The 11966-nt window shown below is 45.9% G+C and carries 13 protein-coding genes and 1 pseudogene; all 14 read right to left on the reverse strand.

Annotation, left to right across the window (positions count from 1 at the left end; all coding sequences use genetic code 11):
- Window positions 1-30 precede the first annotated feature (30 nt).
- The 14 genes and pseudogenes from AC3WU2_RS12245 to AC3WU2_RS12310 all read right to left on the reverse strand — a co-directional run bounded on the left by AC3WU2_RS12245 (window position 31) and on the right by AC3WU2_RS12310 (window position 11857).
- Entirely contained in the window at window positions 31-1341 is a 1311-nt protein-coding gene (locus AC3WU2_RS12245) for a HAMP domain-containing sensor histidine kinase (RefSeq protein WP_492454400.1), read from the reverse strand.
- Window positions 1341-2042, reverse strand: a complete 702-nt coding sequence (locus AC3WU2_RS12250) for a response regulator transcription factor (RefSeq protein ID WP_492454402.1) — start codon at window positions 2040-2042, stop codon at window positions 1341-1343. Before AC3WU2_RS12250 ends, AC3WU2_RS12245 begins: the two co-directional genes overlap by 1 nt.
- 89 nt (window positions 2043-2131) lie before the next feature.
- Complete coding sequence (locus tag AC3WU2_RS12255; RefSeq protein ID WP_492454404.1) at window positions 2132-2491, reverse strand: hypothetical protein; 360 nt, start codon at window positions 2489-2491, stop codon at window positions 2132-2134.
- A 101-nt stretch (window positions 2492-2592) separates the two neighbouring features.
- Window positions 2593-3018 (reverse strand): hypothetical protein, encoded by a 426-nt coding sequence (locus AC3WU2_RS12260; protein WP_018755082.1) that lies wholly within the window; start codon window positions 3016-3018, stop codon window positions 2593-2595.
- Between the two features lie 123 nt (window positions 3019-3141).
- Window positions 3142-5211, reverse strand: coding sequence for a copper-translocating P-type ATPase (locus tag AC3WU2_RS12265; RefSeq protein WP_492454407.1), 2070 nt, complete (start codon window positions 5209-5211; stop codon window positions 3142-3144).
- 193 nt (window positions 5212-5404) lie between these two features.
- Window positions 5405-6247, reverse strand: a complete 843-nt coding sequence (locus AC3WU2_RS12270; RefSeq protein WP_492454409.1) for a DegV family protein — start codon at window positions 6245-6247, stop codon at window positions 5405-5407.
- A gap of 114 nt (window positions 6248-6361) precedes the next feature.
- Window positions 6362-6925, reverse strand: a complete 564-nt coding sequence (locus tag AC3WU2_RS12275; RefSeq protein ID WP_314585209.1) for an FAD-dependent oxidoreductase — start codon at window positions 6923-6925, stop codon at window positions 6362-6364.
- Window positions 6926-6993: 68 nt separating this feature from the next.
- Window positions 6994-7575 carry a GNAT family N-acetyltransferase gene (locus tag AC3WU2_RS12280; protein WP_492454412.1) on the reverse strand — a complete coding sequence of 194 codons (582 nt, stop codon included), beginning with the start codon at window positions 7573-7575 and terminating at the stop codon, window positions 6994-6996.
- Window positions 7550-8275 (reverse strand): HAD family hydrolase, encoded by a 726-nt coding sequence (locus tag AC3WU2_RS12285; RefSeq protein WP_492454414.1) that lies wholly within the window; start codon window positions 8273-8275, stop codon window positions 7550-7552. The genes AC3WU2_RS12280 and AC3WU2_RS12285 overlap by 26 nt, the downstream gene beginning before the upstream one ends.
- Window positions 8276-8307: 32 nt before the next feature.
- Complete coding sequence (locus AC3WU2_RS12290; RefSeq protein WP_492454416.1) at window positions 8308-9390, reverse strand: nucleotidyltransferase family protein; 1083 nt, start codon at window positions 9388-9390, stop codon at window positions 8308-8310.
- Window positions 9391-9838: 448 nt separating this feature from the next.
- Window positions 9839-9966 (reverse strand): annotated as a pseudogene (locus AC3WU2_RS12295) (metal-dependent hydrolase); the annotation flags it as partial.
- Window positions 9967-10003: 37 nt separating this feature from the next.
- A complete protein-coding gene (locus AC3WU2_RS12300; RefSeq protein WP_492454418.1) occupies window positions 10004-10429 on the reverse strand; it encodes a GNAT family N-acetyltransferase in 426 nt (141 codons plus the stop codon).
- Between the two features lie 134 nt (window positions 10430-10563).
- Window positions 10564-11031, reverse strand: a complete 468-nt coding sequence (locus AC3WU2_RS12305; RefSeq protein ID WP_492454420.1) for a GNAT family N-acetyltransferase — start codon at window positions 11029-11031, stop codon at window positions 10564-10566.
- Between the two features lie 34 nt (window positions 11032-11065).
- Window positions 11066-11857, reverse strand: coding sequence for a lipid II flippase Amj family protein (locus tag AC3WU2_RS12310; RefSeq protein WP_379348915.1), 792 nt, complete (start codon window positions 11855-11857; stop codon window positions 11066-11068).
- Window positions 11858-11966 lie beyond the last annotated feature (109 nt).

Here is an 11966-nt window from a genome sequence, read left to right on the forward strand (position 1 = left end):
GACCGCCTAGTCAGAAAGCATAGGTGGTCTTTATTTTATCTTATATTCAAATGTAAACCTCGCACCACCATTCGGTGATTCCAGACATTCGACCTTCGTCTGCAGCTTATCTGCAATATGCTTGCAAATCGCGAGCCCAATTCCCGTTACTCCCGCTTCACCGATATAATTCCGTTCGAAGACAGATTGCCGCTCTGCGATGGGCACCCCTGGACCATCATCATCAACGATGATACAAAACCCACTTGGCGTCTGTTCCAGTGTTACTTCCACTTCCGTCGCTGCGTAGCGAACCGCATTTTGCAGAAAATTAATGGTCAGCTGAAAAATTTGCTCCGCTGGTATAGAGAGCTCCATCGCAGCAGCATGTGTTTCGATCTTAACCTGACGTTCACTAGCAGCAGGTCCCAATAACTGCACAGCCTGCTCAATCAACTCTTTCAAATCCACATGCGTCATTTTCCATACTTCGTCTAAGGTCTCTAGTCTTGTAAGCTGCAGCAGCTTATCGACCAATTGAATCAGCCGTTTGGATTCCGTCGATACGACCTCTACCCCTTTTTCTACGGACACCACCTGATCTTTAATCGCCTCCGCATATCCCTGAATAGACATTAAAGGCGTACGAAGTTCATGCGATATGTTCTGGAGGAATTCTGTCTGCTGCTGATGATGCAGCCTAATACGTTCGGACATCGTGTGGAATGTATTCATTAACTGTCCAATTTCCGTGTCGTCTCCCTTCGGCATCCGTGCGCCTCGATACGATGGTTCAAATCGGCTCACCGCCTCTTTAAGCTTCATAAGCGGTCTCGTCGTATTCCAGACTAGCCATAAGCCGACGATGAAGATGACGACGAAGCTGATAATGACCGATCTTATCGAGATATGGAGAATTCGATCTGAAACTTGATTCAAAATATCCATTGGTGTATAGACAATGATGCGCAGCCCATTTTTTAGATTTTGATGCGTATACATCATTTTCTCTTGGTTCAGCTCGAAGAAATGATCCTGTCGCGCCATCGAAATATGCGCAGTTCGACCAATCATTTCATCATCTCCTGCAGCTATGATCTTATCTTCTTTGTTAAGGATAAAAAAATCAGCATAGTACATCCGATCCCGAAAGCGCAATTCCAAATCATCTGTGCTTAAATCCTCGGGATCGCCGCCTTCAATAATTTGAATCCCTTTCTCCATCTGAATACGCAACTGGTTCCTTGCTTGGTCCATTAACATACCATCGACGAGCCGATCTACCATATAGACGGACGTGAAGACGGAGAAAATCATGACAATAATGAGCGCAATAAAAATTCGACCTCGAATCGTACGCATCAGCTTTTCACCGTCGCCTTATAGCCAAAACCCCACAACGTATCAATATGAAACATTGCTCCTGCGTCGCCCAACTTCTTACGAAGCCGCTTAACAAGATCGTCAACAACGCGGACTTCGCCCAAGAAATCATATTTCCAGACCTGCTGAATCAGCTGTTCTCGACTGAATGGACGCTCCATATGAGTCGCTAGGAATACGAGCAAATCATACTCACGAGAAGTGAAGGATATCTCCATCCCCTCCACCTCAACACGGCGAAGCTCCTCACTGACCTTCATATTCCCAACCGTTAGATACGTTCCATGTTCTGACGTCGATGCGTCCACAGATTTATGCATTTGAACGAGACGCAGCATACCTTTCACACGCCCAACAAGTTCACGGGGATGAAACGGCTTACGAAGGAAATCATTACACCCCAGCTCCAGACCAATGATCCGATCCTCTTCCTCCCCGCGTGCTGAAATCATAATAATCGGCATCTCCGTGAATGTACGAATCGTTGTAAGAAGTGACAACCCATTCACGCCTGGCATCATAATATCTAGAATCAGACAGTCCGGCGCCTCTGAACGAATTCGGTCCACAAGTTCGTGACCATCAGGGAAGGATGTCACTTGAAACCCATCCTTACGCAGATACTCTGAAATGAGTTGTAAAATATTCGGATCGTCATCAACAACAAATATATGTGACACCACATGCTCCCCCTTCGTCTTCCTTTCACTCTAGCAGAAAGCAAGAAAGACGGGAAGACTCCGTCCTCCCGCCTTTATGGATCAATTGCTTACTTCTTGCTACTCGTCGTTGTTTTTGCTTTTGCCGTTGTTGTTTTAGCTTTTTTAATGGCTTTGTGATGATGTTTTTTATGTTTTGATACATGTTTTTTAAGCGTCGCAGCTTTATGTTTCGATTTAACGGCTTTTTTAACGACTTTCACCGTTTTCGCTTTTTTAGGAGCAGGTGCTGGTTTAGTAACCTTCACAGCTTTCGTTGCTGCCGTTTTTGTCTCTACCTTTGCTGCTGCCTTCGTATCTACTTTCTTCGCTGTCGTTGGTGCATCTGCAGCAAAGGCTGCTGTACCAGCGCTAACCACCATCAGTGCAGCTGTCAAAAATGTTACAACGGTTTTTTTCAAATTAATCATTTTGTAACTCTCCTCTCGATTGGGTATAACCTAATATTAGCGCCCAATCATGTGAGGATTATCGAAAAATGATGTGAAAAGTGTATGAAAATCAACGTGATTTATTTCGTTTTCGTTTCTTTCACTACGATCTCTAGAATATCGTCTTCTTTGATGACCATATCCATCCGTTTTCCGCTTGTCAGCGGGTTACCATTGAGTAGAATTCCCCAATGGAGCCGCGAATCCAAGGCGACTTCGTTCACAGATACGATATCTTTACCATCTGCAGTTAATTTGATGACACCACTGCCCTCAAGAAGCTGCCGCAATGTGATCCCCTCTTTATACTTACTTAAAATGGATTTCGTAAGATTCGGAACGATATTTCCACCATTAATACCAATAGCAATCGTAGGAACCGTGTTCACCTGCGTACTCTTTAGTACCTGGGCTTCGGAATCGAGATGATCTGTTGTAGAACACGATATGATGAATAAACTTAACATCAATGCGTAAATTCCGAGGATTAGTTTCTTTGAATTCATCGTCGACACTCTCTTTCCGCACATAATCTAACCATTCTATTATGATACAGTTTGTACGAAAAAGGGTATCAAAGCGATTACAAAATGATATCACTCGTTCAAAAGTCCCAAATTAAGAAATTACTACCATTTCGCCTTCTGTAATCGTAAAGCATTCAACACAACCGATATAGAACTTAGCGCCATCGCTGCTCCAACAATCCAAGGCTCTAGCAAGCCGAAAGCCGCGATAGGAATCGCAATCGTATTATACACGAGCGCTAAGAACAGATTTAATTTCATATTGTTCATCGTCTTATTGCTAATCAGTATGGCATCTGCAATCGAGTTCAAATCTTCTCGCATAATGGTGACATCCCCTGCATCCATCGCCACATCCAAGCTCGGTCCAATCGAAATACCGATATCTGAAGCGGCTAGTGCAGCTCCATTATTGGATACGTCACCTACCATAGCGACCTGATGTCCTTCCGTCTGTAACGTTCGAATGGCTTCTGCTTTCTCATCGGGATGCACTTCCGCAAGGACATGAACAATCCCAACCTCATGCGCAATGGCGTTCGCCGTCCGACGGTGATCTCCTGTCATGAGGACCACTTCAATCCCCATTTGCTTCAATCGTGCAATGGCAGACGCCGTCGTTTCTTTCACCTCATCCGATACCATAAGTGTACCTACATAAGTTCCGTCAACCGCTGCGAGTATTGCTGTTCTGCCCGATGATTCTAGTGCAGCCAGCTTAGGCTCTGCGACACTGAAGCCAATATGATATTGACTGAGCAATCTTCTGGTACCGATCACAAGGTCATGCCCATCGACAACAGCACGTATCCCATAACCTGCATAAGACTCGAGATATTCTATCTTAATCGTATCGTCTGCGAGGCTTATACCTCGTTCTTCGATCCCTCGAACAATAGCAGCAGCAATCGGATGAGCAGAACTGCGTTCAGCAAGCCCAATCCAACGCAGCAGCATTTCCGCATTCAGTCCGCTTTGAATTTGATCAAGATTAGGCTCGAGCGCTACCTCTGTCAGCGTAGGAAGTCCCTTCGTAATCGTCCCCCGCTTATCTAACACAATCGTGTCGACTTCATGCGTGGATTCGAGGAACTCGCCGCCTTTGAATAGAACACCAACTTCCGCTGCACGACCAGAGCCAACCATAATGGATGCAGGGGTAGCCAGGCCAAGTGCACAAGGACAAGCAATAACCAATACCGATATTCCCGCTTCAAGCGCAGCCGCAAGATCTCCAGCCTGGAAGACCATATACCATAAACCAAACGTGATGATAGCAATCATAACCACAATAGGCACGAATACACTCGCAACAGAATCCGCAACCCGCTGAATCGGCGCTTTCGATTGCTGCGCCTCCTCCACCACTTTAATCATGCGGGACAGTACGGTCTGTCCACCGATTCGATCTGCTCTCAGATAGAAGCTCGATTCATCATTAATCGTTGCACCAAAGACACGATCACCGCTTTGTTTGGAGACAAGGCTCTTTTCTCCAGTTAACATCGATTCATCGATGAACGATGCGCCTTCCACAATCGTACCATCTACAGGAATCTGTTCTTTCGGTTGAACGAGCAGAATATCATTCACTTGGACATCTTCAATCGTAACATTGACGGGCTGACCGTCCCGCATAATCGTCGCTGAATGGGGTCTTAAACGCATCAAGGCCTTCACTGCCGCAGAAGTCTGCCCTTTCGCTAGAGACTCGAGCAGCTTCCCAATGAGTACCAACGTAATCAATAGAGCACTTGTCTCAAAATAGACGCCAGGCATATAGTAATATTGATTCGTCCATTTGATCATGGCAACTAGGCTGTAAACGTATGCGGATGTCGTACTTAACACGACGAGCACATCTAGATTCGCAATCCCACGTCGCAGTGCTTGACAAGCGCCCACATAGAAGGAACGGCCAATCCAGAACTGCACCGGGGTTGCAAGAATAAATTGTACCCACGGATTAAGTAAGAACGAAGGAACATACATGTTCGTCATCCAGGCAAAACGTGAGATCATCACCCATAAGAGAGGTAAAGATAAAATCACGGATAGAATCAGATTCTTCTGCTGTTCCGCTAGAGTATTCTTCATTATTCGATTGTCCAAGGTGGCACTCGACTTCTCGAATGCATCTATATTACGAACTTGCAATTCCTTCTTATCCATCGACACAACCTCATTCCATCTTGCATAGCTCATTCTATTTATTTCGATTTTTCAACCGATTCATACCTTATTCCTTTATCATAACAACCCCCCATGCCCCGTGCAACATGTTTCACAGTGGGAATTGGAGAAAGCTTTGTTCCGAATGAAATAAAAAACATGCGGATAGATCTCCGCATGTTAGATCAATGCACTATGAAGAATAACTTACGAGAATACCGCCTTCACCCGCATACGTTCCGATGACTGGGCCCATATTCGTAATAATCACTTTATCGAATGGATATTTGCTCACCAAATCCTTCATGAAGGCTTTGGCCCGCTCTTCACAATTCGAATGGGCGCATGCAATCCAGGATTTATCGGCATGATGCCAAGTTTCCCCTACCTTTTCCATCAAATGCTTCATTGTTTTTTGCGTCCCGCGAAGTTTCTCTACGACCTCGACCGCTCCCTCTTCACTCGCCTGCATCAGCAATTTTATATTCAGAACCGATGCAACCTTCCCTGCCAGGCGGCTCATACGCCCCCCGCGAATGACATTTTCCAATGTATCTAAAGTAAATAAAGTATGCGAGGATGTAATAAGTGCTTGAATTCGTGTAAGCAGCGCCTCAAATGCCATCGTATGTGCCCATTCGGACGCGCGAATCGCAATTAATCCGAGACCCATGGATGTCGTCTTCACATCGATCACTTCCAATTCACCTGTGAAGCCTTCATCACGATACATCTCTTTCGCCATTAATGCATGCTGGTAAGTACTACTTAAGACGGAAGATAACGTCAATACAAGAATGGGCTGTTTCGGATCCGCCGCCTTAAATTGGGTTAGAAACGCCATCGGCGAAGGACTCGATGTCTTCGGAAGCTCTTCGGACGCTTGCATCTTGGCATAGAACAATTCTGAGTCCATATTGGATTTGAACTGTTCATGTCCAAATTGGACGCACAGCGGTACTAATGAAATGTTGTACTGTTCTGAGAGCTCCTGTGTAAGATCTGAGCTGCCATCTGTAATGATTTTGATCGTCATAGATTCGTGATTCTCCCGTCATCATGATGTACTACGTATCCGTCTCATTATACTGACATCATGACACGAGTTCAATACTAGGAATTTTCCTAATCTCGCAATCGATTCATAGGATTAAGATTTCAAGACATCGTGATCCACATAACGTTCGCCGTTCAATTCACTAATAATGTTAATCGCAACCTTAGCGCCGTCACCCGATGTAATAATCGTATGGACACTTGTACCTGCTACCGTACCCGCTGCCCAAATGTTCGCTTGGCTCGTCCGTCCGTCAGCATCTACCGCTATAACTGTCTTAATACGCGGCTCACGGCCTTCTTTTAATTCAAGACCGATATGATTCGCGAGGTCTGTCAACGCGCCTGTTGCAAGCAGAACATGCTTCCCCGTATAGTCACCGCCATCGGTATGTACTTGAATTCCTTCTTCTGTCGTTGTCACATTCGTTACTTTCGCTTCTACATATTCCGCGCCAAAGCTTGCAGCCTGCTCAAGGCCTTGGGCAATGAGATCTGGTCCTGATATTTCCTTGATGCCGTAATGGTTCAGCATCCATGCACGCTTCGTCATACTCTGATTGCTATCAATAATCAACGTAGATTTCCCTGCTTTTGCTGCGAAAATCGCTGCACTTCCGCCTGCCGTACCGCCGCCAATAATAATTACATCATACATTTCCATCTCTCCCTTATCGAAATATGTTCCTTATACAACTTAATTATACGATCTTTCGGAGTGGGTTGCTAGTTACTTCCAATTGCGACAGGAACCTCGTTACGCAGAATCGAGTACAGCTTGACGCTCTCGAACCGACCTCGGATGAAGAGCTGCTCACGAATCACACCTTCGTAGGTCATTCCAACCTTCTGCATCACCCGCTCCGAACCAATATTCTCCAGATTACAGCGTGCTTCTAGACGATTCAAATCCATCTTCTGAAATCCGAATTGAAGGACCGCACGCGCAGCCTCACTCATAATCCCTTGATTCCAGTATTCTGCCGATAATGCATAACCAATCTCTGCACGTTGATGTTCCGGCGCCCAATAGACGAATCCACACGTCCCAATGAATTTGCCATTGGGTTTATATTCGATCCCCCAGTTCGTCACCTGCCCCTCCCGGTAGCGTTGTTCAATCGCATCAAGAAAAAGCTCCGAATCACGCAGCGTTCGGTGTGTATTCCACATCGTATAACGTGTTACTTCTGCATTGGAGGCATATGCGAATAAATCCCGCGCATCGCTTCTCCGCATTTTACGAAGGATCAACCGTTCTGTCTCCAGCCGGGGCAAGTTCCTAAATAATTCTTCCATGCTCAGCATCAGCAGCACCTCCACTTATGACTTGCTGTCTGCTGCGATCGAGTTCCTCAATCCGCTGTATCAGTACCTCAAGCGGTAGATCCGCCATCGACATGAGCATCACGTCCTGGATTGTAAACGACAAACGATGGGTAAGTGCATTGGGAACCGCTACGCCGTATAATCCCGCTGCTTTGGCAGCCGTTAACCCATTGACTGAATCTTCGAAGGCGATCGTTTCATGTCCTTCAACCCCTAGCTGCTTCAGGGCAAGGCGATATAATGCGGGATCTGGCTTCACTTGTTCTACGTCGTCAGCGGTACAGGTGCATTCATAGTAGTCGTAAATCTCGTATTTCTTCAAGTAACTCTCTACCCATGCCCGTGGTGAACTCGATGCAAGTCCGATCTTGAGACCGGCACGCTTCGCCGCGATCAGGTAATCCAGGACACCTTCGCGAAGCTTCTGCTTCTCCATTTTGGATAAGAATAATTCGTGTACTTCTGTTCGAAGCTCCCTTTCATCCGGTTGCCCTTGCAGTTGATCAGCCAAATAACGGTAAGGATTGAAAGCCTCATGACTAGCTCCGATCGCATTGTTGAACAATTCTTCTGGAAATGAAATACCATACTTCGCATACACTTGCTGAAGCGATTCGTACCACGGGGTTTCCGTATCCAAAGTTAATCCATCAAAATCAAACACCACTGCTCTAATCAATGACTTCCCCTCCATCCACAATCTCTAAATTCTTATAATTGCAAACACATATAGTCTTCATCCCAATACAGGTCGTTCCATCGCATCGCACGCGCCTCTTGACCGTACACCTGAAACCCTGCTTGCTCATAAAGACGTCTTGCCGTCTGATTGGTTGTAACAATCGATAAGTTTAATTGCTCTAGTCCGACAATGTTACGTGCATGTACAATGGACTGCTGCAGTAATGTTCTTCCAATGCCATGACCTTGTTCGGAAGGTGTCACATACATGCCCCAGATCACGCCTTTGTGACGGAACTTCACACCAGATTCCCGGTAAAATCCGATCACTCCTACCAATTCTTGCTCTTCCGTCCACGCACCAAGCACGAATCGATCTGAAGTACTCACGATTTTCGATCGAATTTTCTCCATTGGGTTTTTCATCGCCTCTTCCAGACTTTCGCCAAAGTATTCCGGATAGAGGCGTAATCCTTCGAGACGTAGATCTGTAAAGGCTTCCACGTCTGTCTTTTGAAGTTGTCGAATATGGATCGTCTTCGATGCCGTATCCTCTTCTCTTACATGTGTTATCACTTCTATCTTCGGCCATAAGTAACGCCAATTTTTCGACTCAACACGCTGCAGGAAATAATCCACATCTTCAAAATAGGGTCCACGCCGTACCAATAATTGAAATAAATCATCCAGTCCGTGAGGGGCAACAATCTCAATCCGATCTTGGTCATTGATACGAACCGCGACAGCCGTAGCCGTCTCAGGCCACCGCAGCATCGCATCTGCGATCGAGTGATATGGCGCGTGATGATTACGTAGATGCATGCGCGCCTGATTCTTCACAGACCATTGATATTGCGGCATCTGCTTCATGAGTTCCTTCTCGAATCTTCGATCCCTCTCCTCTGACTTCGAACTTGCATCATAATAAATGACATCCACGTCATTGAGCGGTGTACGCGCACCAAATCCATGAAGCCGATCCCAGACGTAATTGCGAATGAACCCTGCTGCGATCGCACCTTCATTCATTTTGAGCGCCCGGACAAAGCGAAGGGCATCGATCACATCCCGGTCCTGCGAAATCCATTGCGTCAGCTGTTGTTCCCAATTCATTCAAGCCACCACCTATGCCTGTTAAGTGCATTTATTATAATCCAAAATAAAAATCAAATGTGTATTTATTTGGAAAAAAGGACAGTTTTCTTGGATGCGTCAAACGCCAGAAAACTGCCCTTATTGCTCACTTGTAGGATGAAATTCCTAATTTCTTGCCTCTGCCTGTTGTATAAGAAAAGCCTTATCTGATACAGTCATGATACGGGGATATTTACCCCAAAACACACGATATTCCTGAACATGTCTTAATGCCGGTCCTAATTGAGTCGCAGAACGATTCCCAAGCATGCATGGTTCATCCAAACCTGTTACAGGAGGTTAGAACAATGAGAATTTTCGCTTCCAAGCTTCGCGTATCTCTTGTTGTGTTGGTGTCCATCTGTCTGCTCGGTACCCAATCTTCGCTCGCCCAAGACCATCATCTGGTCACTCGTAAATCGTAACACTAAGACCAGCCCATACGCTCTCGCAAAGTCGTAATGTGGGCGGTGTGATGCTTGCCGTGCCATGCACATATATTCCTAAGTTCGTCGCAAGTTTCACTTCGCCCGAATCTGGATGGAGAAAGGATTTCTATGCCCAAGCTGCTTCCATGTTCATTTTCCCTGTACTAATCTTCTTCCGTTATATACTCACAGCGGAACCGCTCTACTCCAGGATACTTCTCTCCCAGACTAAATACAGTAAAACCAATATTACGATAGAAATCTGCTGCATTTTCATCCGTCTCAGCAACAATCGACTTCGGATTCGTGAGCCCAATCAACTCCAACATGATGCTGCGTCCGTAACCCTGTTCCCGATTCTCAGGTCGAACCGCGATATGCTGCAAGATGAGATTATGATCTTCATCCATCGTAAAACCGACAATCCCTATCACTTCATCCTCTTCAACCGCGCCGTACAACTGAGACTGATCCTCTTGTTGGTAGCGTGCAACGGCTTGCTCTATCCGGTCAGGATCAGGGAAAACGGAGTAACCAATCAGTTCACGAATTTCTTCCTCATTAAGTCGATGTTTGATGTGTTCTAACATGATCATTCACTCCATTATAGGTAGGATTACGAAACTTCTTCGAACCCCCATTATATACGATTACACGATCTGATAAAATATGAATCATAAGACCTTAACATGGCGCCATGGAACAACTTCTCCCTAATAGCGCGCTAGCCCTTGAAATAAAGCTCATATGTATAGAAATGTTCATCTCGTTCGTATCCAAGTGATTCGTAGAGGCGCTGAGCTATCTTATTGTCATGTGCAGTGGACAAGGTCAGTCCTTTCGCGCTTGATTCAAGTGCAAAGCGATAGGCCATATCCATGAGTTGACGTCCAACACGCTGCTTCCTTGCTTCAGACGTTACGAAGAGATCGTTCAAGATCCACAATCGCTGCATGGAAACGGAAGAGAACGAAGGATATAACTGAACGAAGCCAAGACCACGGCGATCTTCTGGTGATGAATACGCGATGAATGCCGTAGATTCCTTGTGCGTAATCCGCTCCTCTAGAAAGGTTGCTGCGCCATCCAAATTTGACGACTGACCGTAGAACATCCGGTATTGATTAAATAATAGAGCTAAATGAGGGACATCCTCTACCCCTGCTTGCTTGATCCATACGGAATTCTCCATTTCCTCTGCCTCACTTTCTTCCTCATAAAATAGTCTATATCCGTGCCGTCATCCATTCGATCCATACGACAGCAGGCATGAAGATCACTTGCCCCAGCAATGTACCCACAAAACGAGACATCATCATGAGTCCATACACCTTGCCAAGCCGATCCTGATCTGCTTCATTACGAAGTGCTCGATCGGTCATGAGCGCAATCTGCGGATCAATTAGCACGGTCATAATGATCGTCGCAATCCCATTAATCAGTCCCGAGGACTGCGATGCAGCGATACCAGATACTGCCACGAAAGAGGCATATAACGCAGCTAACACCCCAACGGTATAGATCGACGTAACGACACAGTTCAATAGGAGCAGCCTTTTGGGAACATTATAGATTCGCAAGGCTCTCAGCATTTTCAATGTGGGTCTACGGAGATGGGTCCGGGCATGCTTCAGCTTGTCCAGCGATACACTCGTGAGCAGCTTCGGAATCGAACCAGACACCTCTAAGTGTGATATCATACGACCTGCAAGAAATACGACAGAAGGAAATAACAGCATGGCGAGCACCGTGCCAATCGACGCCGAACCGATAATCAGACGGAAATATTTCTCAAGAGGAAATCCTGCGTTGAGCTTGGCATAGTCTATCATCTTCCCGACCATAACGCCTTGCAGCATGTTGGAGGTTCGGGCGACGAGCACAATCATACCCGATAGGGTTAGCGATACTGCTAGCTTTCCTGTTCGAACACCCGCAAATCGTACAGCATAGGATAACGTCTCCGAGGTATGAATTATCATCGTGAGCAGCGAGACGATCAATAGTTGTTGCAGCATCATTTCCCCTCCAATGTACACAACACAACCCACCATCGAAGCATTCTCGTGGTGGACTGTGAGTCGAAGATGATCTAGTCGTAAACATCGTAGCCACCAAGAGTCTTTA

This window comes from Paenibacillus sp. EB106-05-06-XG162 (assembly GCF_058791655.1).

Bases quoted from the DNA above. Each gene is read 5' to 3' on its own strand.
- AC3WU2_RS12275 (WP_314585209.1), bottom strand. From the start codon at position 6,925: ATGTATGATGTAATTATTATTGGCGGCGGTACGGCAGGCGGAAGTGCA.
- AC3WU2_RS12305 (WP_492454420.1), bottom strand. From the start codon at position 11,031: ATGGAGAATTCCGTATGGATCAAGCAAGCAGGGGTAGAGGATGTCCCT.
- AC3WU2_RS12310 (WP_379348915.1), bottom strand. From the start codon at position 11,857: ATGCTGCAACAACTATTGATCGTCTCGCTGCTCACGATGATAATTCAT.
- AC3WU2_RS12300 (WP_492454418.1), bottom strand. From the start codon at position 10,429: ATGTTAGAACACATCAAACATCGACTTAATGAGGAAGAAATTCGTGAA.
- AC3WU2_RS12255 (WP_492454404.1), bottom strand. From the start codon at position 2,491: ATGATTAATTTGAAAAAAACCGTTGTAACATTTTTGACAGCTGCACTG.
- AC3WU2_RS12270 (WP_492454409.1), bottom strand. From the start codon at position 6,247: ATGACGATCAAAATCATTACAGATGGCAGCTCAGATCTTACACAGGAG.
- AC3WU2_RS12280 (WP_492454412.1), bottom strand. From the start codon at position 7,575: ATGCTGAGCATGGAAGAATTATTTAGGAACTTGCCCCGGCTGGAGACA.
- AC3WU2_RS12245 (WP_492454400.1), bottom strand. From the start codon at position 1,341: ATGCGTACGATTCGAGGTCGAATTTTTATTGCGCTCATTATTGTCATG.
- AC3WU2_RS12290 (WP_492454416.1), bottom strand. From the start codon at position 9,390: ATGAATTGGGAACAACAGCTGACGCAATGGATTTCGCAGGACCGGGAT.
- AC3WU2_RS12265 (WP_492454407.1), bottom strand. From the start codon at position 5,211: ATGGATAAGAAGGAATTGCAAGTTCGTAATATAGATGCATTCGAGAAG.
- AC3WU2_RS12260 (WP_018755082.1), bottom strand. From the start codon at position 3,018: ATGAATTCAAAGAAACTAATCCTCGGAATTTACGCATTGATGTTAAGT.